The 21,551-nt window shown below is 45.2% G+C and carries 19 protein-coding genes and 1 tRNA gene; 10 read left to right on the top strand and 10 right to left on the bottom strand.

Going from position 1 to position 21,551, the window contains the following annotated elements; translation table 11 throughout:
* The first annotated feature begins 22 nt into the window (after nucleotides 1-22).
* Nucleotides 23-1,099, top strand: a complete 1,077-nt coding sequence (locus AAHN97_RS28875; RefSeq protein ID WP_343305535.1) for a dipeptidase — start codon at nucleotides 23-25, stop codon at nucleotides 1,097-1,099.
* Nucleotides 1,100-1,233: 134 nt separating this feature from the next.
* On the opposite strand, the gene AAHN97_RS28870 is transcribed toward AAHN97_RS28875, so the two are convergent.
* From AAHN97_RS28870 to AAHN97_RS28850, 5 genes are all read right to left on the bottom strand, one after another.
* Nucleotides 1,234-1,701 carry a CHRD domain-containing protein gene (locus AAHN97_RS28870; RefSeq protein WP_343305534.1) on the bottom strand — a complete coding sequence of 156 codons (468 nt, stop codon included), beginning with the start codon at nucleotides 1,699-1,701 and terminating at the stop codon, nucleotides 1,234-1,236.
* Nucleotides 1,702-1,740: 39 nt separating this feature from the next.
* On the bottom strand, nucleotides 1,741-2,691 hold the full coding sequence (locus tag AAHN97_RS28865) for a DUF1835 domain-containing protein (protein WP_343305533.1): 951 nt from the start codon (nucleotides 2,689-2,691) through the stop codon (nucleotides 1,741-1,743).
* 69 nt (nucleotides 2,692-2,760) lie between these two features.
* Entirely contained in the window at nucleotides 2,761-3,558 is a 798-nt protein-coding gene (locus tag AAHN97_RS28860; protein ID WP_343305532.1) for a TPM domain-containing protein, read from the bottom strand.
* A gap of 27 nt (nucleotides 3,559-3,585) precedes the next feature.
* A complete protein-coding gene (locus AAHN97_RS28855) occupies nucleotides 3,586-4,041 on the bottom strand; it encodes a TPM domain-containing protein (protein ID WP_343305531.1) in 456 nt (151 codons plus the stop codon).
* 74 nt (nucleotides 4,042-4,115) lie between these two features.
* Nucleotides 4,116-4,694 carry a LemA family protein gene (locus AAHN97_RS28850; RefSeq protein ID WP_343305530.1) on the bottom strand — a complete coding sequence of 193 codons (579 nt, stop codon included), beginning with the start codon at nucleotides 4,692-4,694 and terminating at the stop codon, nucleotides 4,116-4,118.
* 327 nt (nucleotides 4,695-5,021) lie between these two features.
* Here AAHN97_RS28850 and AAHN97_RS28845 point away from each other — a divergent pair, with 327 nt between their 5' ends.
* Nucleotides 5,022-5,486: a response regulator gene (locus tag AAHN97_RS28845; RefSeq protein ID WP_074240657.1), complete on the top strand. Its 465-nt coding sequence runs from the start codon at nucleotides 5,022-5,024 to the stop codon at nucleotides 5,484-5,486.
* 387 nt (nucleotides 5,487-5,873) lie between these two features.
* Nucleotides 5,874-7,247, top strand: coding sequence for a dipeptidase (locus AAHN97_RS28840; protein WP_343305529.1), 1,374 nt, complete (start codon nucleotides 5,874-5,876; stop codon nucleotides 7,245-7,247).
* 36 nt (nucleotides 7,248-7,283) lie between these two features.
* On the opposite strand, the gene AAHN97_RS28835 is transcribed toward AAHN97_RS28840, so the two are convergent.
* Both AAHN97_RS28835 and gap read right to left on the bottom strand, forming a co-directional pair.
* Nucleotides 7,284-8,480, bottom strand: coding sequence for a phosphoglycerate kinase (locus AAHN97_RS28835; RefSeq protein ID WP_343305528.1), 1,197 nt, complete (start codon nucleotides 8,478-8,480; stop codon nucleotides 7,284-7,286).
* A gap of 98 nt (nucleotides 8,481-8,578) precedes the next feature.
* A complete protein-coding gene (gap, locus tag AAHN97_RS28830; RefSeq protein ID WP_074240660.1) occupies nucleotides 8,579-9,595 on the bottom strand; it encodes a type I glyceraldehyde-3-phosphate dehydrogenase in 1,017 nt (338 codons plus the stop codon).
* A 143-nt stretch (nucleotides 9,596-9,738) separates the two neighbouring features.
* On the opposite strand from gap, the gene AAHN97_RS28825 reads away from it, so the two are divergent.
* From AAHN97_RS28825 to AAHN97_RS28800, 7 genes are all read left to right on the top strand, one after another.
* Nucleotides 9,739-9,813: transfer RNA gene (locus AAHN97_RS28825), tRNA-Glu, on the top strand.
* 1,203 nt (nucleotides 9,814-11,016) lie between these two features.
* Nucleotides 11,017-11,820: a Shedu anti-phage system protein SduA domain-containing protein gene (locus AAHN97_RS28820; protein ID WP_343305527.1), complete on the top strand. Its 804-nt coding sequence runs from the start codon at nucleotides 11,017-11,019 to the stop codon at nucleotides 11,818-11,820.
* Nucleotides 11,821-11,931: 111 nt separating this feature from the next.
* The gene (locus AAHN97_RS29015; protein WP_430516971.1) at nucleotides 11,932-12,276 is read left to right on the top strand and encodes a hypothetical protein; all 345 of its coding nucleotides are present in this window, start codon (nucleotides 11,932-11,934) and stop codon (nucleotides 12,274-12,276) included.
* Between the two features lie 280 nt (nucleotides 12,277-12,556).
* On the top strand, nucleotides 12,557-13,342 hold the full coding sequence (locus tag AAHN97_RS28815) for an HNH endonuclease (protein ID WP_343305526.1): 786 nt from the start codon (nucleotides 12,557-12,559) through the stop codon (nucleotides 13,340-13,342).
* Nucleotides 13,343-13,420: 78 nt separating this feature from the next.
* Nucleotides 13,421-15,022 (top strand): alpha-amylase family glycosyl hydrolase, encoded by a 1,602-nt coding sequence (locus AAHN97_RS28810; protein WP_343305525.1) that lies wholly within the window; start codon nucleotides 13,421-13,423, stop codon nucleotides 15,020-15,022.
* 153 nt (nucleotides 15,023-15,175) lie between these two features.
* Nucleotides 15,176-15,838 (top strand): hypothetical protein, encoded by a 663-nt coding sequence (locus AAHN97_RS28805; protein WP_343305524.1) that lies wholly within the window; start codon nucleotides 15,176-15,178, stop codon nucleotides 15,836-15,838.
* Between the two features lie 6 nt (nucleotides 15,839-15,844).
* Nucleotides 15,845-16,147 (top strand): polyhydroxyalkanoic acid system family protein, encoded by a 303-nt coding sequence (locus AAHN97_RS28800; RefSeq protein WP_343305523.1) that lies wholly within the window; start codon nucleotides 15,845-15,847, stop codon nucleotides 16,145-16,147.
* Here the strand turns inward: AAHN97_RS28800 and AAHN97_RS28795 are convergent.
* Genes AAHN97_RS28795 through AAHN97_RS28785 form a run of 3 tightly spaced genes read right to left on the bottom strand, consistent with a single transcriptional unit; the run spans nucleotide 16,140 to nucleotide 21,507 of the window.
* Nucleotides 16,140-19,256 carry an error-prone DNA polymerase gene (locus AAHN97_RS28795; protein WP_343305522.1) on the bottom strand — a complete coding sequence of 1,039 codons (3,117 nt, stop codon included), beginning with the start codon at nucleotides 19,254-19,256 and terminating at the stop codon, nucleotides 16,140-16,142. The two genes, AAHN97_RS28800 and AAHN97_RS28795, sit on opposite strands and share 8 nt — an antisense overlap.
* Before the next feature lie 9 nt (nucleotides 19,257-19,265).
* Complete coding sequence (locus AAHN97_RS28790; RefSeq protein ID WP_343305521.1) at nucleotides 19,266-20,768, bottom strand: Y-family DNA polymerase; 1,503 nt, start codon at nucleotides 20,766-20,768, stop codon at nucleotides 19,266-19,268.
* A gap of 1 nt (nucleotide 20,769) precedes the next feature.
* A complete protein-coding gene (locus AAHN97_RS28785) occupies nucleotides 20,770-21,507 on the bottom strand; it encodes an ImuA family protein (protein WP_343305520.1) in 738 nt (245 codons plus the stop codon).
* Nucleotides 21,508-21,551 lie beyond the last annotated feature (44 nt).

The following is a 21,551-nucleotide window of genomic DNA, read 5'->3' as shown; positions in this document are numbered from 1 at the left end:
AATCCTTTCTAATAAATCACCTATGCAACCTTTAATCTTCGACGCGCACCTGGATCTTAGCATGAATGCACTGGAGTGGAACCGCGACCTGACTAAATCCCTGCAAGCTATACGCGATCGGGAAAGAAATATGAACGATAAACCGGACCGCGGCAATGGCACCGTGTCTTTACCTGAGATGCGCAAAGGCCGTGTAGGTATCTGCGTGGCTACACAGATCGCAAGATATGTAGGGCTGGATAATCCTTTGCCGGGCTGGCATTCCCAGGAACAGGCATGGGCACAGACCCAGGGCCAGCTGGCATGGTACCAGGCCATGGAGGCAAGAGGTGAAATGAAACAGGTCACGAATGCTGCTCAGTTAACAGCACATCTCAAACTCTGGGAAAACGCTACGGATACAAGTTCTCTCCCTGTAGGTTTTATATTAAGCCTGGAGGGTGCTGATTCTTTCTTTGAACTGGCCTGTGTTGAAAAAGCCTATGCATCTGGTTTACGTGCTATTGGCCCTGCGCATTACGGCCCGGGTGTTTATGCTTATGGTACAGATTCCAATGGGGGCTTAGGTACAAAAGGGCGTGCATTGCTCACAGAAATGGAACGCTTAGGCATCATCCTCGATGCTACACATCTTTGCGATGAAAGTTTCTACGAAGCCATGGATCATTTCTCCGGCCCTGTATGGGCCAGTCATCATAACAGCAGAGCGCTGGTACCGCATAACCGCCAGTTCTCAGATGAGCAATTCTCCATCCTGATTGAGCGTGGTGCCGTAATAGGTACTGCTTTTGATGCATGGATGCTGATCCCTGGCTGGGAACGCGGTGTAAGTACACCTGCCGGAACAGGAGTTTCTCTTCAGCATGTAGCAGATCATATTGATCGCATCTGCCAGATTGCAGGTAACAGCAAACACGCTGCAATTGGCTCTGACCTGGATGGTGCATTCGGAACAGAACAATCTCCTCATGATCTGGAAAGCATCGCCGGCCTGCAAAAGCTGCCTGCTATCTTAAAGGCACGCGGGTATAAGGAAGAAGATATTGATAACATCCTGCACAAAAACTGGATCAGGTTTTTATTGGAGACCTGGGGTTAAGGGAGTAGTGCTTTTAAAGAACACACAGTCACTGAACATCCTGCAAACAAAAAGCGGGCTACGAGAGCCCGCTTCCGCCCGCCATGACATCGGAATGGCGGTTGGCGGATGTTGCATGTTCACTGCTTCCTGGTCTAGTAGACCAATTCTATTTGCCCACGGATCTCTCCGCCAGGGTTAGCCGCGGTATGAATATTTACATACCATTTACCAGCTAACAGATCCTCCTGCGTTTGGGTAGTTCCGTTGATGACAAAACTCGTGGTAAAACTTCCTGCCGGGGTGGGCGTAAATAACGTAGCGAAATTTTGTAACACCCCTATATTAGTACCTCTTGCGGCAGGCCCGTGAATATGCATAAGCGTTGCATTCCCACTCAGGTTTTGCCAGCGCACGGTGATGGTGAACTGCTTAGTGTCAGGATTATATGTGGCATCAAAACTTCCGGAAGCGGTAGTAGTCACAGCAGGGTTCTCCTGTGCTCCGGTCATGGGGGCATTCGTAACAGTGTAGAGGTTATCATCCTTATCTTTTTTACAGGCGATCGCCAGCAGACAGAATAAGCCCATGGTGATAAACACCAAAGAATGTATGTTTTTCATAAGCGCTCGTTTTCAACTTAGTACGAGCCTTTGCAGGAATTAGTTGCCTGATGAGCGGATAACTCTCCCCTCTTCCTCATCCCAGCGCCAGGGTGTATGATCTAAGGGAATTCCACCGATCCAGACATTTTGCTGGGAGGCAAAAGAAAGGTAGTTTTCTTCGTTGTGGAGTACTTCTTCTCCCAAACCGGTAAGACTCAGCATTTCATCTTCCCGTTTTACCACACCAGCCCTTTGGAGGCGCTGGGTGTAAACATCCAGCTGAAAATCCCCGAAGCCATAGATCTTCAGCTCATTCCAAAATTGATAATAGAGGTCGCGCTCCCGGAGTTTTCCCAGCGCCAGCCTGTCCAGGAAGAAATGTTCTACGGCATTAAGACCATTGGAAGAGCCGGGTAATCTTTGCAGATGGGCCTGCAGGGCATTGCCAAGATAAGGTAAGTGTGTACTGGAACGATGGCTGAGCTGCTCAATCGCCAATGGGTCTTCCTGGCTGTAAGCTATCCAGGCATCATTCGCCAGTTGCCAGTCTTCTTCCTGCAGGTATACTCTTTTTTCAAATAAAGGAGGAAGATGCTGGGATTTAAGCATCCCTATGCCACGGAAATTGGGTACATCCGGGTGTTTATCTAATTGTACAATACTTATAGGAGGGAGGGGCGTTTTGAGTTGCTGCAGGTAATACAGCACAAATAATAAGTTCACCTGGCAAAAGAGGTCAAATTCAAACCAGAGAACGATCTCTTCATACGCAGCGGCATTATTCAGCAACTGGTATTCATGATCTACATCTGAAAGATAGGCTTTCTGATCAATCCCATATTCCTGCTGCAGGAATGCGGCCCTTTCTTCAAAAAAACGGGCCATATTATGCGTTGCGGGAGCCTTGCCTTCACAAAGCATTTCCCGCCAAACCATTACATCACCGGGAATGTTCGCATGCTCAAAGATCGTACGCGTTGCATCCCCATTCAATACATGCAATATCATAATGATCGAATTATCAATTATACACGATGATTATGATCCTCCCGATAACTGATAATTCGAAAAGGATCTTTACCAACTGCCGCTTGCTCCTCCGCCACCGCCGGAACCGCCGCCGAAGCCACCAAAGCCTCCGCCACCACCTCCGCCGGACCAGCCTCCGCCGCCTCCGCCAAATCCACCACCACCAAGGCTGCTGCCGATCATACCTCCAAGGATACCTCCAAAGATACTGTCGCCTCTGCGGCTCATTACACGTCCACCGCCTCTTCCGCCTCCGCCACCACGGCCAATAATAAAGACCAGGATCAAAATAAAGATAATGACGCCGATCACATTACCGCCACTGGGGCCACGTTTAGAGCGGGGAACACCTTTGTATTCGCCGGCTGCTGCTGCAATAATATCATCTACCGCTTCATCCAGGCCCTGGTAATAATGTTGTTCCCGGAAGTTTGGTTTAATAACCTTGTCTATGATACCGAAGGCTACCGCATCCGGTACAGCACCTTCCATCCCATAACCGGTTTCAATCCTTACCCGCCTGTCGTTGATGGCAGCAAAGATCAATACCCCGTTATTCTTTTTTGATCCGATCCCCCAGTCACGTAAGATCTTGAGGGTTACTTCCGCAATATCATAATCACCTACTGATTTAACCAGTACGATGGCAATCTCTGTGGAGGTGCTGTCGTTATACGCCACCAGCTTCCTTTCCAGCTCATCCGCTTCAGATTTAACGAGTACACCTGCGTAATCGTTAACCAGCCGGGGCGGATTAGGCTTGGGAGGGATGCTGATATTTTGTGCAAATACACTTGTACCAACCAGGATCAATCCCCATAATAATAACCAGCGAGTAAACTTCATTGTTTTTGGCTTATGAATCATTGCTACTTATTTCCCGAAAATGATATCATCCGGCAGTTCATTCTGATCGCCGGAGTCATAAGGGAAATAATGATACAGGGATTCTCCGATCTCCTTCACACACACTTCAATACCTTCCACGATCTTGTTAGAGGAAAAATGATTTTTTAAAAGGAGGGCTTCCCGTTGCCAGAAATCCGATCCTACCTTTTCATGTATACCCTGGTCTCCCAGGATAGCGAACTGATGGTCCAGCATGGCTATATAAAGGAGTACCCCATTACGTTGTTTGGTTTTATCCATTCCCAGGGACACAAAGGCCTCCCGGGCACGATCCATTGGATCAACATATTCGCAGCGGCTTTCCACAAATAACCGGATCTCTCCGGAGGTCAGCCTTTCCGCATGACGGATGGCATTCACCACCCTGTTTTTTTCCTCTTCCGAGAAAAGCTCCTTCTTTTTAAAAGAAAATAGTTTCATATCAAAGGAAATAGTCAAATAAGGGTTATCCGTCCGAAACACCTGATTTCGTGATGAATAACCCTTTAAATTATCTAGAACTGCACTTTAGGGGCTTTTTCAGCACCCTTATCTGCCTGGAAGTAGCCTTTTGCTTTAAATCCGCCCAGGCCCGCAATAATATTATTGGGGAAAGTGCGTACACTGCTGTTAAACTCGTTCACAGCACCGTTAAAATCGTTCCTGGAAACCGAGATCCGGTTCTCCGTTCCTTCTATTTGCGCCATCAAAGTCTGGAATTGCTCTGTGGTACGCAATTCAGGATATTTTTCAACGGTAACGAGTAAACGACTGAGCGCTCCGGTCAATTCGCCCTGAGCAGCCTGGAATTGTTGTACCTTTTCTGGGGTCAGGTCGTTGGCATTGATCTGAACAGAGGAAGCTTTGGAGCGGGCTTCAATTACTTTGGTCAGTGTTTCCTGTTCAAATTTGGCAGATCCCTTTACCGTGTTCACGAGGTTGTCAATTAAGTCAGCCCTGCGCTGGTATTGCGTTTCCACATTTCCCCAAGCCTTTTGCACCGTTTCATCCTTTGCTACTAATCCATTGTACTTGCTGCAACCAAAAAAGCCCAGTAGTACCAGGACGATGACAACAATGATTCCTGTTTTCATATTCTATCTTTTTTAAATAATAATGTAAGGTTACGGGTGTAGTCAAACCTACATGAAATAACGGAAAGCGCAAAACATGGTTCAATTAGTTTAGCGGTTAACCGCAAAGTCCTGCCGTTTACGAATTAAGTAGCGGCGGTGAACCAAAAAACGAAAGGTGAATAACAAAAAATATCTATGTTTGAAATCGAATTCCGGGTATGAGCGCATCAATTATACCGGCAATTGGGAATGCAAGCTTGTGTTTTTTGATTTATAGTTACGGCGGTTTCTGTCGTTGCTAACTCACTTATTTTTATTAACTTACATTTAGTCTACTGCGTTATAATGAGTGCACAACACATTCACATCCTCTATATCGATGATGAAATACATAACCTGAATGCATTTAAGGCATCATTCAGGAGGATTTACACCGTTCAAACGGCAGAATCCGCTGACGATGCTTACAAATTGCTGGAAGATCATGAATTTCACATCATCATATCGGATCAGCGTATGCCGAGGATGACAGGTATTGAGTTCTTCGAGTCGATACTTGCTAAATACCCTGAGCCGATCCGCATTCTCCTTACAGGATATGCAGATATCAATGCAGTGATAGATGCCATCAACAAAGGCCAGGTTTATAAATATTTCTCTAAACCCTGGAATGATGAGGAGTTACGGCATAATATAGAAAAGGCATACGAAGTATATGCCCTGCGGAAAGAGAACCGGGAGCTTACAGAAAAGCTACTGGACGTGAACGAAAAGCTGGAATTCCTGCTCAGACAGAAATTGATCTCATAACATCATTTTTCATAGGTAAAAGAGGTTGTATCCGTAAAAAGATGCAGCCTCTTTTTGTTTGTGGCCCCTTGAGGTTGAATTGATAAAAGTGCGGTCTGTTTTGTTTGTGGGATCTTGAGGTTGTATCGTTAAGTGGCTCCTTGAGGTTGAATTGATAAAAGTGCGGTCTGTTTTGTTTGTGGGATCTTGAGGTTGTATCGTTAAAAGTGCGGCCTCTTTTGCTTGTGGCTCCTTTTGAGGTTGTATCACTAAAAGTGCAGCCGCTTTTGTTTGTAGCTCTTTTATTTGTAAGTCCCATTTATTTCTATCCCCCTACCAGGGCTTTTTTTGCTGAACTCAGCCGTTACCTTTAAATTGCGTCCATTGTGAACGTTTAATTGCTCAATCATGCAAGTTTGGAAAGATTACCAGGCACAGAACAAAGACCGTTTCCTGAACGAGTTACTGGATCTGTTGCGGATTCCCTCTGTTAGTGCGGATTCCCGCCACAACGAGGATACGAAGCGCTGCGCCGAGGCGGTGAAACAAAGATTAACAGACGCAGGGGCAGACAAAGTGGAAGTTTGCCCGACAGCAGGCCATCCCATTGTTTACGGGGAAAAGATCATCGACCCTTCCCTCCCTACCGTATTGGTATATGGCCACTATGATGTGCAACCTCCCGATCCCCTGGACCTCTGGACCAGCCCTCCCTTTGAACCTGTGATCAAAGACGGAAAGATCTATGCACGTGGTTCCGCTGACGACAAAGGCCAGTTCTACATGCACGTGAAGGCTTTTGAAACCATGAACAAAACCAACACCCTCCCCTGCAATATCAAATTCATGATCGAAGGAGAGGAAGAAGTAGGTTCCAATAACCTGGGCATTTTCCTGGAAAACAATAAAGAACGTCTGAAAGCAGATGTAGTGCTGATCTCGGACACTTCCATGATCAGTATGGACAATCCTTCCATAGACACCGGCCTCCGTGGCCTGGCCTATATGGAAGTTGCTGTAACCGGCGCCAACCGCGACCTGCACAGTGGAGTGTATGGCGGAGCAGTTGCCAATCCGGCCACTATCCTCGCCAAAATGATCGCTTCCCTGCATGATGAAAATAACCACATCACCATTCCCGGCTTCTATAATGGCGTACAGGAATTGAGTGCAGCAGAAAGGGAAAGCCTGAACAAAGCCCCCTTTGATGAGGCCGAATACAAAAAAGACCTTGGCGTAGATGAACTCTGGGGCGAAAAAGGATACACCACTATCGAAAGGACCGGCATCCGCCCGACTTTAGAAGTAAATGGTATCTGGGGCGGCTATACCGGCGAAGGTGCAAAAACCGTATTACCCGGAAAAGCATTTGCCAAGATCTCCATGCGCCTGGTACCAGGTCAGGACTGGGTAGCTATTTCAGATCTTTTCAAAGCACACTTCGAAAAGATTGCGCCTAAATCTGTAAAAGTATCTGTAACGGCCCACCATGGTGGTTCTCCTTATGTTACACCAACAGACAATATCGCCTTCAAAGCAGCCAGCAAAGCCATTGCAACTACTTTCGGAAAAGATCCTATTCCTGTTCGGGGTGGCGGAAGTATTCCTATTGTGGCATTGTTTGAGAAAACACTGGGGTTAAAGACAGTGCTGATGGGCTTTGGCTTAGACAGTGATAACTTACACTCGCCGAATGAGAAGTACGGACTGGAGAATTTCTACAAGGGAATTGAAACCATCCCTTATTTCCACCAGTATTTTGCTGAGATGAGTAAAAAATAAAAAAAGCCGCAGTACTTACTGCGGCTTTTTTATGCTTTATTTCTTGATAGCCGCAATACCCGGCAATTCTTTTCCTTCAAAGTATTCCAGCATAGCGCCACCACCCGTGGACACATAGCTAACTTTCTCTGCTAAACCGAATTTATTCACTGCCGCCACAGAATCTCCGCCACCAACGAGGGAGAAAGCGCCATTTTCGGTTGCCTTCACAATAGCATCAGCGATGGCTTTGGTACCACCCTGGAATGCTTCCATTTCAAAAACGCCCATAGGGCCGTTCCACAAAATGGTTTTAGAAGCCGCGATCACTTCACTGAACTTAGCGATGGCTTTTGCCCCGATATCCAATCCCATCCAGCCGGCAGGGATGTTGTCATTAGATACCAGCTGTGTATTGGCATCTGCAGCAAACTTATCAGCAGCAATTGAATCTTCCGGGATCAGCAATTGCACACCCAGGGATTTTGCTTTAGCCAGCAGTTCGTTCGCGAGGTCCAGTTTATCATTTTCCACGAGGGAGTTACCGATCTCTTTGCCTTGCGCTTTCAGGAAAGTGTAAGCCATCCCGCCACCAATGATGATATTGTTGGCTTTGTTCATCAGGTTTTCGATGATGAGGATCTTGTCGCTCACCTTTGCACCACCGAGGATAGCCGTGAAAGGCTTTTCAGCACTGTGCAGTACTTTTTCCGCGCTGTTGGTTTCAGCCTCCATGAGGAGCCCGAACATCTTTTTGTCCGCAGGGTAAAAATCAGCGATAATGGCTGTGGAAGCGTGTGCGCGGTGAGCGGTGCCGAAAGCATCGTTCACATATACATCGCCCAGTTTGGAGAGTTTCTCCGCAAAAGCGCGATCGCCTTTTTCTTCTTCTTTATAGAAACGGAGGTTTTCCAGCAGCAGCACCTCTCCCATTTGCAGGTTGAGGGCAGCTTTTTCAGCAGTTTCGCCGATGCAGTCTTCCGCAAATTTCACGGTAGTGCCGTCCAACAGACTGATCAGGTGAAAAACCAGGTGTTTAAGAGAGTATTTATTGGTTGGCCCGTCTTTCGGACGGCCGAGATGACTCATGAGGATCACAGCGCCGCCGTCTTTCAGTATCTTTTTGATAGTAGGTACTGCTGCGGTCATGCGGGTATCGTCCGTGATCTCGAACTGATCGTTCAGGGGCACGTTGAAATCTACGCGGATCAAGGCTTTCTGGCCTTTGAAATTATGATCAGAGAACTTGCTCATGAAGGGAGGATTTTAGGAAAGGTAAGAAAAAAACCCTCCGTGCACCGCTGGGACAGCGTTTCGCGGAGGGTTGGTAAAATTATATAATGCGAAATCGCTTATTTGCTGATCAGACCGGCAAAATGCTTCACAGTACGAACAAGCTGAGACACATAGCTCATTTCGTTATCGTACCAGGAAACGGTTTTCACCAGTTGGATATCGCCCTGGGTCAGTACCCTTGTTTGGGTAGCATCGAACAGGGAGCCATAATTGATACCGATGATGTCTGTGCTAACGATCTCGTCTTCAGTATAACCGTAAGATTCGTTCGCAGCAGCCTTCATAGCGGCATTGATCTCTTCAACAGTCACTTTTTTGCTGAGGATGGTGGTCAGTTCAGTTAAGGAACCGGTGATGGTTGGAACACGTTGTGCGCTACCGTCCAGTTTACCTTTCAGTTCTGGCAGCACCAGGCCGATAGCCTTAGCAGCACCAGTGCTGTTTGGAACGATGTTAGCTGCAGCAGCGCGGGCGCGGCGCAGGTCACCTTTTGGATGCGGAGCGTCCAGGGTGTTCTGATCGTTCGTGTAAGCGTGGATGGTGGTCATCAGACCAGTTACGATACCATATTTATCATTCAGCACTTTAGCCATCGGAGCGAGGCAGTTGGTGGTGCAGGATGCGCAGGAGATAACAGTTTCGCTACCGTCCAGGATATCATGGTTCACGTTGAAAACCACTGTTTTCAGGTCGCCGGTGGCAGGAGCAGAGATCACGACACGTTTAGCACCAGCTTTGATGTGAGCTTCAGCTTTATCTTTATCTGCAAAGAAACCGGTGCACTCGATCACCACATCAATACCATGGTCTTTCCAGGGAATTTGACTAGGATCCTTCTGCGCGTATATTTTAACCTCTTCTCCGTTTACAGAGATAGAGTTATCGCTATGCTTCACTTCCTGTCCAAATCTACCTTGTGCAGAGTCGTATTTCAGCAAATGCGCTAAAACAGCGGGGCTGGTAAGGTCATTGATAGCCACCACATCGATTCCTGGCATATTGTAAATTTGGCGGTAAACCAAGCGGCCGATCCGACCGAAACCATTAATACCAATTTTGAGAGAAGTTCCCATTTTACACTGTAGTTTGTAGATGAAAAAATTGAATTGCGAAATTACAGCCTTAGCGGGGATTAATCAATAGATATTTGAGTTAAGTAAATTTATTTTGGAAAATAGACAGGAGATTATACCTTTGCAATCCCAAATAAGGGTACGCCGCGTTGGTCAAGCGGTTAAGACGCCTCCCTTTCACGGAGGAATGACGGGTTCGATTCCCGTACGCGGTACCAGGATAAAAGAAAAGGGTGCTCATGAGCACCCTTTTCTTTTACTAAGAGTTCCTAAACATCAAAAAAGTCATTCTCAAATATTTACTCATCCTCCTCCCGTTGACAGCATTGGGAATACATTATTTTCAAATAGGATATCTAAAGAACAAGGCTTATTTTCATAAGCATTCTTACCTCAGATCAAATGATGGAACTAACGCCTTATATCATTGAAACACTGCAATTCCTTTTTTGGGGATACGGTCTATCCACACTCATTTTCGGGATATTCGCAAAAATCTCATATCGGTCCAAAGACAAAGCAATGCAATATTTCGCTTCCGCAAATATTATAGCCTCTTGTGCAGGCATCTTGTTAGCCATAACGCTGCTCTTAGAATTGATAAGGAGTTATACAATTTCCGATACAGATCATACATTCTTCACTTACCGGCAAAGGCCCTTCATCCTGGCCATCCTACTTACAATTACCACATCTATGCTTGCCTTATCAAAAAAATTAAGGCAAAACTGGTTAGTTAGCCTGTTCATGGCACTGGTCTTAAATATATGTGTGATGATGGAAAATATATTTATTATTTGGACAAGTTTCTTCCGGGATTACCTGCCATCAAGTTGGGGCTATTATCGGGATTGGAGGATAAATTCCTGGCTCACCGCGCTGTTTTGGGCAGCCATATATTTCACTATCGTTGTGGCATTCATGAAACTGCAAAAAACACGATCAAAAAGTCATGAATAGTTTGGAAAAAAAGGATAATAAACCATTGATAATGAGCCTAATTCTCACAAAATACTGACTCCATGGAGATAAAACAATAATCATTTTTGTCGCGAAATTGTCGCAAGAAGCGTAGCCATGAAAAAGTACTATGCCTGCTTTTGTCAGCCCGGCAGATTAACAAAAATCACCAAATCCTGCACAAACTGGTTAGATAATTTTCCCTTAGGGGGTACCAACAATTTGAAAAGGGCTGTTCTGATAAGAGCAGCCCTTTTATTGCATCAAAAAAGTTCAGCTTTCCTTAAACATCCCTAACATGAAGCTGATCAAGGTAATATTGAAAGATTCATCGCCCCACACAACTCTGGATTCATAAAAAAGCTCAAGAACAACACTTGCCCATTTTTCCCACTCTAAATACAATGTATTCTCATTTTTATTAAATTACTGGATTCTCGTTTAACTCAATACTACCTTTTATGCTTTATGATAGAGATTATCGCATACTTAATGCAAAAGAAGAATTGCAATTACAAAGGGCTCATCAATATCTTGCTAGTAAAAAAAATGGATTCACCGTAGCTCAGCTCTTTCGATATCATAAAATGATGCCTGAAGCTGGATACCACTTTGAATCAATCTTCCCCAATAATTACTTAAATATAGACGAATTAGACAATCACGACAGGCTTGATATCGCATGCACTTCTTTTCTCTCCCTGATTGAACAACAAGCCACCGAGAGAGAGATTATTAATTTAATAAATAAAAACAAGTACTATTTCATAATTGGTTCAATCCTCAAATCCAGTTATTCTTTTGGTTATCACTGTGCCTATGCCATTAAAGAGTTTGCGTTACCGCCAAATTTTATTGCCGATTATTTGCTTATTGACAAAAGTTCAAGTGGGCATCAACTTGTTTTTGTGGAGCTCGAGAGTCCAAATGGGACAATAGTGAACGCAGATGGGACTTTTGGCAACTCAATCCGAAAAGGCCTTAAACAAATAGAAGATTGGGATGAGTGGATTGACGGTAATTTTTCACACTTAAGATTGCAATTCCAAAAATACTTAGGGACCCATACCCCACTACCGGATGAACTTATGACTCTTGATAAGACCAGAATTCACTATACGATTGTTGCAGGAAGGAGAAAAGATTTCAAAGAAAAAACATATCGTTTGCAAAGAAAGCTCAAAAAGGAAAATGACATTACACTCCTACATTACGATAATCTAATTGATACAGTGCAATTGTTTAAGCGATCAGGCAACTATTAATCTTGGTAAATTGAAAAATCAATAAATCCTTCAGTATCTCGAACAAATAATTCATTTGCTCGATTGAATAATTTATAATAACTTAACTTTCATCAGTTATCATAGTAACATATTTATATATCCTCTACCATCAACCAAGCAATTTACAAGTTAATAAAGCGTGCGGAAAAATACGACAAACAACATCTTGTCAAAACATTTGTAGATGTCGGGCCATTATTAACATTATTGCAAAACTCAGACCATCAGATTTTATATGGAAGAAGGGGTGCAGGAAAAACGCATGCCCTAAGTTTCCTTGTTGGCGAATTGGAGAGTAAAATTCATATTCCCATTTACATCGACATGCGAAATATCGGTTCCAATGGAGGAATGTATTCTGACACCAATTTAATGCTAACAGAACGCGCTACTCGTTTAATTCGATCTCTCCACCTTTGGTCCATTGTTAGATGAACTGGCAACTTCAATCTCGGAAATTGAAGTTGTAGGTAATGTAGAAGTTGAAGAAACTGACAATACTTCGAAGAGTTTCAAAAGCGAAAGTGGGGGTGGTTTTGATACCGCTAAAGGAGTCACATTAAGCATTAGAGATGAATCGGCCGTTAATAATGGATATATATCGAAAAAAGTTGAACGGTCCTACAAAACATAGAGTACACTTAAATTAGCGCAAACCCTCCGTAAATGTTAGTAATATACAAAGGAAGAATTATATACCCAACTTCAAGTCCCCTTGGAAAAACAGAAAGGGGCCTGGAATACCGGATACGTCAAGTATGATGGCAATATTTATCTGTTCGTAAATATTGGCATACCGGGAAGAACTGGCCACGACTACGCAAATACCTGGGAGGATTCGGACTTAATCTGGTATGCAAAAACAGACACCCACAAAAATCAACCTTTGATAAAGGAAATGATTAACAACACTACAAATGTTTTTATTTTAACCAGAACTAAGAACCGTGCCCCTTTTAATTACAAAGGATCAGCTACATGTATAAAATTTGAAGATACTGTTCCAATAAAAATTACTTGGAGACTTACATCTAATGACATTGAATCTAAGCCTGAAGATATAGATCCAGATTTAGTATGGAAAATGTTAAAGGAAGCCCCCAATGATATAACGAAGGAATATATTACACTATTAAAGAGAGTACGTCAAGGACAAAATAGGCTCAGGAATAATCTACTGTATCAATATAGCAATAAATGCTGTGTAACCGGGTATGGCGTTACGGAAGTTTTAAAAGCTTGTCATATTGAGGAGCACAGAATTGGTGGTTTAAATGATTCAAAAAACGCCCTTCTTCTAAGATCAGATATCCATGATTTATGGGATAAGAATTTAATCGGATTTCATCCAACAACACTAGCAGTACACATAAAGGATGAATTAAAAGAGACTGATTATTCATTTTTAGATGGACAAAAAATCGCCCCTAGAAAAGACGGTTCTCGCCCAGATGAGCAACTCCTAGAAAAAAGATGGGAAGCATTCAATAAAGTTAAATAGAAAAGGTTTCAACTAGCCACTACAAGCAAGATGGCATGGCTTTCGCTTTCTACAGGCTATACTGAAAGAAACCACACAATGACACCAAACAACCACACCCCCTGGTGGCAAAAAGCCATCATCTATCAAATATACCCCCGCTCCTATCAGGACAGCAACGGAGACGGCATCGGCGATCTCAAAGGCATCCTCAACCGCCTGGATCACCTCCGGTGGCTGGGCATCGATGCCATATGGCTCTCCCCCATCTTCCCCTCCCCCATGGCTGATTTTGGCTATGATGTGAGCAACTACACAGACGTTCATGAGATCTTTGGCAATCTGAAAGACCTCGAAGCATTAATAAACGCAGCCCACGAAAGAGGCATAAAACTGCTGTTAGACCTCGTCCCCAATCATACTTCCAGTGAACACCCATGGTTCCTGGAATCCCGTTCTTCCAGAGACAACCCAAAACGCAACTGGTACATCTGGCAGGATACCATTCCCAACAACTGGCTCAGCGTTTTCGGTGGTAATGCCTGGGAATGGGATGAACTCACCCAACAATACTACTACCACGCCTTCCTCAAAGAGCAACCAGACCTCAACTGGAGGAATCCGGAAGTTCAGGAAGCGATGTTCAACGTAATGCGTTTCTGGCTGAACAAAGAAATAGACGGATTCAGAGTAGATGTACTCTGGTTCATCTTCAAAGATGAACAACTAAGGAACAACCCACCCAATCCAAACTATACACAGTACATGCCGGATTATGATCAGCTGTTACCGGTATATTCTACAGACCAGCCCGAAGTGCAGGATATCACACGCAAAATGCGAAACGTACTGGAAGAATACGAAGGAGATCGTGTATTGATAGCAGAAGTATACCTTCCCATCAAAGAACTGATGGTCTATTATGGCGTAGACAACAAAGGTGCACATCTTCCTTTTAATTTCCTGCTGCTTTCACTCCCCTGGGACGCCACGCAGATAGCCACTACTATAGATCATTATGAAGGAGCATTACCCCCACAAAGCTGGCCAAACTGGGTTCTTAGTAACCACGACAGGCCACGCATCGCCAGCCGCGTTGGAGCAGAGCAGGCAAAAGTAGCCGCCATGCTACTATTAACGTTGAGAGGTACACCCACTATTTATTACGGAGATGAGATAGGCATGCGTGATGTAGCCATCCCCTTCAATGAAATAAAAGATCCGCAGGGATTAAACATGCCGGATAAAAACCTCAGCAGAGATCCCTCACGCACACCCATGCAATGGGATAACACGCAACATGCAGGCTTTTCAAAAACAAAAAGCACCCCATGGCTAAGGTTAGATAAAGCATACGCCCGCATGAATGTAGAGGAACAAAAGAACAACCCTCACTCCATGCTAACCCTTTATAAAAAACTGATAGCAATTAGGAAAACAGAACCCGCCTTAGAAACAGGAAATTACATATCCGTTCATTCGGATAATCAAATGATCGCATATATCAGAAAGAATGAAGAAAGCCCCGGATTCCTCATCGTCCTCAACCTTACCCACAGACCCTGTTACTTCAAATCGAATTTCAACGGTGTGATAGAAATAGCTACATCCCCCGAATTGGAAGGCAGCACGGTTAGTGGTACCATCAGTCTTGATGGAGATGAAGGAATATTGATCAGATTAAAGCAACCCAGCACATAAAATCACCGTATATAAAAGAAACAACTCATAAATAACACTAACATACAACGCACTCAACTGTTGTTTACGGTTGTTGTACCACTTTTGGGGTATCAACCACCCCGCCTGGCAATTTATCTTTGATAACCACCTATACTGTAAAAACGAAGGACCATGCCATCATTTACCGACACCGAATTACAGATGAAATTTTGCGAAGGATTTACCTTCTTCCCTTTCAAATCTCTTGAACAGCACGGCACACTGATCTATAAATCTTATGCCGGAAGCGATAACCTGAAAAAAGTCCTGGAGTGGCACAGCAGGGAACACAATCTCAGCCAATACACTACCAAGATCACAAAAAAGATCAAACGCCAGGATATCGCCGCAGCCCCCGAATTACTGCAAAAATTAAAAGAAGCGGGGAATTGGTGGGAAGCTCACCTGCTTTCAAGGACCAGCAACCTCCTTGCAAAAAAACTCCAGGAATACCAGCACCTCATCACCACCTATCACCAGAAAGTACTGCTGACAACCATTGCAAAGCTGACCGACAAACAACGCAGCATCAGTGTAAAAGGCATCATGCAAATGGAAGATGATATGCAAAAGTTTGTTCAGGATACAGACGCCCTGCTGAATTTCCTGAAAGACCAGGTAAGTAAAAAGAGCAGCTACGCGCCCCGCATGCTGGATACGGAAGACAGGGAATATCTCTCAAAACTTGCCGCTGCAATTGATACGTTCAGGTCACTTCAGGAAAGAAATGTATATTTGCTGGATGCGTGGAAAACGCACCAAATGATACATAACAGCCGCAGGGCAATGAATTAAAATAAAATGTCCAGTATAAACGTACAAGTTCCACATCAGCTCTCCAAAGAAGAAGCGAAGCAAAGGATACAAAAACTATTGAGCAACCTGAAAGAGGAACAAAAGGATCTGATATCCCATATTAATGAGGAATGGACAGGAGATGACTGTACCTTTAACTTTACAGCAAAGGGATTTGATGTTTCCGGTACCCTGCAGGTGAATCCTGATCATGTTGCCATCACGGGTGAATTGCCTTTCGCTTTATCCTTCTTCAAAGGCATGATCTCTGATGTTATCGAACAAAAAGCAAAAACACTCCTTACTTAAAATTCCGGCCTTTATAGAATACATCCGGCTGCTCATCCTTCTCGGAAGGAATGGTAAGCCCGCGCAATAGTTTCGTAAGATTGAAACATTGCTGAACGATCACGTGTACCACTTCCCCTTCCCGCTGCACTTTACCTTCTACCATCAGCAGCCTGGACTGCAATATCTCCTTACGGTACTTCTCAAACAATGCTTCAAATACTACCAGGTTGGAAAAACTGGTTTCATCTTCGATCGTAATGAAACATACCCCGCTGGCGGTTCCCGGTCTTTGCCTTACCAATACCAATCCTGCCACCTTTACAATACTGCCGTCTTTTACTTCACTGGTCTCCTGGGTTGTAAGTACATGCAGCAGCTTTAATTTCTCCCGCACAAAACTCACAGGATGGGCTTTAAGCGATAAAGTAGTAGCCGCATAATCCTGTATCACATGCTCTGCGTCTGTCATAAAAGGTAGCGTAACCTGTGCTTCTTTGGTAGTCTGCCCCGCAAATATCTGAACCGGCCTGTCCTGAAGAGCAGATACTTCCCATAATGCCTGCCTGCGGTCCAGCCCGATCGAACGAAAGGCATCTGCATCTGCCAGTTTTTCCAGTGCAGTTTCAGGTACACCAGCTTCACGTAATGCGGTCACACTTGCATAACCTGTTCCACGATTGGTTATCAGCACCTGCATATCTTCATCCTTCAGTCCGTTCACTTGTCTGAAACCAAGGCGCATAGCGCGTTCTTCCAGCGTATTATCCCACATGGAACAGTTCACATCTACCGGTAGTACAGTTACGCCATGTTTACGTGCATCGATCACGATCTGCGCCGGTTGATAGAAGCCCATGGGCATGCTGTTCAGTAATGCAGTGGCAAACACATTCGGATAAAAACATTTGAGCCAGGAGCTGATATATACCAGCAACGCAAAACTGGCAGCATGACTTTCAGGGAAACCATAACTACCAAAGCCTTCCAGCTGGCGGAAAACACGGCGGGCAAAGTCTTCTTCATATCCTTTTGCAACCATACCGTCCACTAATTTTTTCTCAAACTTAGTTACCTGGCCATGGGATTTGAATGTAGCCATGCTTCGCCGTAGTTCATCTGCTTCGGCCGGAGTGAAACCTGCAGCTACGATCGCGATCTTCATGGCCTGCTCCTGGAATAAGGGCACGCCTAATGTTCGAAAAAGGATCTCTTTCAATTCCTTTGAAGGATAAGTAACAACTTCTTCTCCATTACGCCGCTTCAGGTAAGGATGCACCATATCTCCCTGAATAGGCCCCGGCCGTACAATGGCCACTTCTATCACCAGGTCATAAAAATTCTTTGGGCGCAACCGGGGTAACATAGACATCTGTGCCCTGCTCTCGATCTGGAATACGCCAAGTGTATCAGCATGACTGATCATTTCGTACACCTTTGGATCATCCTGTGGAATATTGGCCAGTGTAAGGTGCAGGCCATAATGTTGCTTCGCCAGATCAAATGCTTTGCGGATACAGGTGAGCATACCCAATGCCAGTACATCTATCTTCAAAAATCCGAGTACATCAATATCATCCTTATTCCATTCAATACTCGTTCTGTTTTCCATACGTGCATTCATGATCGGGCACAGATCGGTAAGTTTTCCTCTTGTGATCACAAAACCACCGGTGTGCTGCCCCAGCTGTCTCGGAAAACCCAGCATCTGTTCTGATAGTTCCAGTACTTTGCGCAAATGCGGATCCGTGGGATCCAGCCCCTGCTCTATGATACGTGGTTCATCCAGGCCCTCATCGGTAAAATGCCATGCACCGCTTAAACGTTCAATAATATCTACAGAAAGACCCATGGCCTTCCCCACATCCCTGATAGAACCTTTATGGCGTTGCTGTGTAACAGTAGCCACAATAGCAGCACGGTCCCGCCCATATTTTTCATAGATATACTGAATCACTTCTTCGCGCCGCTCGTGTTCAAAATCTACATCTATATCCGGCGGTTCATTCCTGGCAGATGAAATAAACCGTTCAAACAACAGGTCAAATTTCGTGGGGTTAACAGCGGTTATACCCAGGCAATAACAGATGGTAGAATTAGCAGCGGAACCTCTTCCCTGGCACAGGATATCCTGCCGCCGGGCAAATCTTACAATATCATGCACCGTCAGGAAATAAGAAGCATAGTTCATTTCTTCTATGAAGGCCAGCTCATAATTTATAGCAGCAGATATTTTCTCCGGGATCTCATCTCCGAAATGTTCCCTTGCGCCCTGCCAGGCCAGGTGTGCAAGTTCCTGTTGTGGTGTCCGGCCTTCAGAGGTGAGTTCTTCGGGGTATATATATTTCAGGCTGTCCAGTGAGAATTGGCAGATCTCTGCAATCTCCTGGCTACGGCGGATAGCATCAGGATACCTCATGAACAAACGCTGCATTTCATCTATCGGTTTCAGGTATCGTTCTGCATTACTATGCAAGAGGTATCCGGCATTATGGATGGTACATTTTTCCCGCACACAGGTGAGTACGTCCTGCAATTCCCTGCGGGATGAAACATGGTAATACACATCATTTGTGGCCACCATCGGGATGTTCATCTTTTCTCCAAGCTGAGAAAGCCTGTATAATTTTTTCTGATCATCCCCGGCATATGATCTGCTGGCGCCCAGGTACAAATGATTGCCTATTGCATCGTGATATTCCTCTAAAGCATGTTTAAAATCATCATCCAGGTCAAACCGTGCATTCAGCGTAGCCGGTGGCACCACAATAAATTTCATGCCTTTGCAATGTGCATATACATCCTTTCTGTACAAATGGCAATCTCCTTTTTCCGCGCGAAGATTTCCTGTGGTGAGCAATGCGGATAGTCTGCTGTAGGCAGGCTGATCTGTGGGATAAGCTAAAAGACTGGGACCATCCAACAGGTCCAGTCTGCATGCCGGAATGATACGGATGCCATTTTCCTTTGCAGCTGCATGCCCGCGCACAATACCTGCAAAACTGTTACGGTCAGTGATAGCAATAGCGTCATAACCATACTCCACTGCCTGCAATACCAGCTCTTCAGGATGCGATGCACCCCGCAGGAAACTGAAATTACTGGTGATCTGTAACTCTGTATAACTCATAACGCATCCTTACGCAAAAAATCCGTGTATAAACCACTGGTGGCGGTGATCCGCTGTATAATGCCCCGAACGGAACAACCAATACCGCTGCCCGGCCTCATCTTCTACCATATAATAATCCCGGTGTTCTCCTCCATCCAGCCACCACTCCCGTTCTATACGTTCAGGGCCATCTGCTTTTTTGATCTGGTGCAACTTACCTCTGTACCGGAAAAGCATAGGAGGATAATCAGGAATAGGGGCTGTTACTTCAATCGCTTCCGGTGTGGGTAATAACATAACGGGCCGCGGCCTGTCCAGCCGCCAGCCACTCTCCGGTTTATCCTGCATGGAAGCAGCCAAACGAATAGACCGTTCCGGCCAGTAACGTTCAGCCGGCAAAAAGCGCCGGATAGCATCTGCGCCTACTTTACCGGCAATACGGTCCAGCAGCTCCGCAATGCCCGCTTCTTCCAAACCCGGAGCGGCGGCCCACAGTTCTTCCTGTTGCTGTGTTACATCTTCCGCCTTTGTTACCTCCAGCACAAAAAGCTCAATGCCTAATGCAGGTTCTATCGAAGGTATTTTTAGTTCAAAGAGCTTATAAAGATGGGCTACATGATGTGAAGCACGACTGGTACCTATCTCTGCCTGTACTATTTTATTGTCTACGCGATAACACTTGAGCACAGCAGTTCTCAGCCCCTTTCCTTCTGTTTCCAAACGTTTACAAAGCACCTGCAACAAACGCTCGATAGCAATCTCGATCCCTGTAGCGGTACGGATTGGCTCAAGGCAGTTCAAACGTTCCTGGTAAGGCGGGTTAATATAGATAGGTTGAATAAATTCTTCTTCCTGCCCCAAAGCCTGCCCCAGCCTTGTAAGCAGTGTTTCACCAAAACGCCTGCGCAATGCGGAACGTGGCATATTGGCAAAGCTGGCGATCTTGTGGAAGCCTAATTTATGCAGCCGTACTAATATAGCCGTGTCCAGCCGCAGCGCTGCAGGATGAAGGGAAAGCAATGCTGTTGTTTGTTCTCCGCTGGCTATCACAGGATATACATTCCCATAATGAGCAATTGCCCAGGCCGCTCCGATAGTATCTGCCATACCAACACGTACATCATAACCGTATGCACTGAACTTAGTAAGGATCTCTTTTAAATAATCATGCTCGCCTCCCCAGAGATGGGCGCAGCCACTCACATCCAGGATAAGGCCATCAGGCAGGTCCACAGCTACAACTGGTGTATAACGGATACACCATTCTCCCAAAACTTTCAGTAGTTTTTGTTCAAGACCGGGACGGTTATCCAATACTTTCAGAGCAGGAAAAACTGCTTTTGCATCTGCTACCCGCATGCCGGTAACGATGCCCTGAGATTCAGCCGCTTTGTTCGCAGCAGTGATCTCAATGCGCCCATGTACATTAGTGGCAAATACAAAGGGGATCTCCTGTAATTCAGGCTGGCGGCGGGTCATCCAATCCGTCACAAGGTGGCGGAACCATATCGTAACATATCTCTTCCCCATCTTATCCCACTTTTCTTTTCGGAGGATCTGATATAACAGGGGCTGCATGTTCGGGCAATACAACAAACTGCCCTAATGACCATTCAAGTTCCCATTTTCCGGGCTGTCCGTTCCGGACTTTCAGCAATTCTACTTTCCAGCGGGGGAAACCCACGCCGGGCAGACCCTCTTCCAGCTGGCTGGGCAAAGGTCTGATCCGCCATTGGGCAGTGCTGGCAATCTGGTTTAATTTTCTGGGGTTCGTACGCAGGATAAAGGCCGTTACATTACTTTGCTCTGCTGCCAGTTGCAGCCGCCGGGATTGGGTGAAACTGATCTCTGCCAGGTCAGCTATAACCGCTGCAAGCCCCCGGCATTTCAAACATTCTTCAATCGTCCACAGTACTTCTTTTTCGCGGTGAAGGTCAACAAAAATGAACCTGTCCGGCTCCACGCCAAAAGCTTTAAATGCAGCAGGGAAAAACCTGCGTGAAGTACTGATCCATAAACAAACACCGCCCTGCTGCATAAATGCAGAAAGCAGTGCTGCCATAAAACCTCCTGAAGCTGCCGTATGTTCCGGTGCCTCAGTTAATAATTCATGAATGGTTCCTGTGGGAAATACAGCATTGGGGAAGGAGCGGGTGATGGGTTCTAACCCAACATTCACCACAGCGGTATCGCCTTCTGCCTTATAGCCTTGCAGGGAAAGGATCTCCTTCTGCAAAGCAGCGATAATATCTGCTTTCCCACTGGTCATGTCTAATACGGTTATTTAGCAAAAATACTAAAATATTTAGTATT

Origin of the sequence: Chitinophaga niabensis (genome assembly GCF_039545795.1) — a bacterium.
In the GTDB taxonomy this organism is placed as follows: Bacteria; Bacteroidota; Bacteroidia; order Chitinophagales; family Chitinophagaceae; genus Chitinophaga; species Chitinophaga niabensis_B.
This window is presented reverse-complemented; position numbering and strand designations above follow the sequence as displayed.

What these genes read in the sequence shown, in the direction of transcription:
- AAHN97_RS28850 (WP_343305530.1), bottom strand. Translation starts at nt 4,694, where the DNA reads ATGAAAACAGGAATCATTGTTGTCATCGTCCTGGTACTACTGGGCTTT.
- AAHN97_RS28865 (WP_343305533.1), bottom strand. Translation starts at nt 2,691, where the DNA reads ATGATATTGCATGTATTGAATGGGGATGCAACGCGTACGATCTTTGAG.
- AAHN97_RS28835 (WP_343305528.1), bottom strand. Translation starts at nt 8,480, where the DNA reads ATGAGCAAGTTCTCTGATCATAATTTCAAAGGCCAGAAAGCCTTGATC.
- AAHN97_RS28855 (WP_343305531.1), bottom strand. Translation starts at nt 4,041, where the DNA reads ATGAAACTATTTTCTTTTAAAAAGAAGGAGCTTTTCTCGGAAGAGGAA.
- AAHN97_RS28820 (WP_343305527.1), top strand. Translation starts at nt 11,017, where the DNA reads ATGCTTTATGATAGAGATTATCGCATACTTAATGCAAAAGAAGAATTG.
- AAHN97_RS28860 (WP_343305532.1), bottom strand. Translation starts at nt 3,558, where the DNA reads ATGAAGTTTACTCGCTGGTTATTATTATGGGGATTGATCCTGGTTGGT.
- AAHN97_RS28840 (WP_343305529.1), top strand. Translation starts at nt 5,874, where the DNA reads ATGCAAGTTTGGAAAGATTACCAGGCACAGAACAAAGACCGTTTCCTG.
- AAHN97_RS28810 (WP_343305525.1), top strand. Translation starts at nt 13,421, where the DNA reads ATGACACCAAACAACCACACCCCCTGGTGGCAAAAAGCCATCATCTAT.
- AAHN97_RS28795 (WP_343305522.1), bottom strand. Translation starts at nt 19,256, where the DNA reads ATGAGTTATACAGAGTTACAGATCACCAGTAATTTCAGTTTCCTGCGG.
- AAHN97_RS28805 (WP_343305524.1), top strand. Translation starts at nt 15,176, where the DNA reads ATGCCATCATTTACCGACACCGAATTACAGATGAAATTTTGCGAAGGA.
- AAHN97_RS28790 (WP_343305521.1), bottom strand. Translation starts at nt 20,768, where the DNA reads ATGGGGAAGAGATATGTTACGATATGGTTCCGCCACCTTGTGACGGAT.
- AAHN97_RS28875 (WP_343305535.1), top strand. Translation starts at nt 23, where the DNA reads ATGCAACCTTTAATCTTCGACGCGCACCTGGATCTTAGCATGAATGCA.
- gap (WP_074240660.1), bottom strand. Translation starts at nt 9,595, where the DNA reads ATGGGAACTTCTCTCAAAATTGGTATTAATGGTTTCGGTCGGATCGGC.
- AAHN97_RS28800 (WP_343305523.1), top strand. Translation starts at nt 15,845, where the DNA reads ATGTCCAGTATAAACGTACAAGTTCCACATCAGCTCTCCAAAGAAGAA.
- AAHN97_RS28870 (WP_343305534.1), bottom strand. Translation starts at nt 1,701, where the DNA reads ATGAAAAACATACATTCTTTGGTGTTTATCACCATGGGCTTATTCTGT.
- AAHN97_RS28845 (WP_074240657.1), top strand. Translation starts at nt 5,022, where the DNA reads ATGAGTGCACAACACATTCACATCCTCTATATCGATGATGAAATACAT.
- AAHN97_RS28785 (WP_343305520.1), bottom strand. Translation starts at nt 21,507, where the DNA reads ATGACCAGTGGGAAAGCAGATATTATCGCTGCTTTGCAGAAGGAGATC.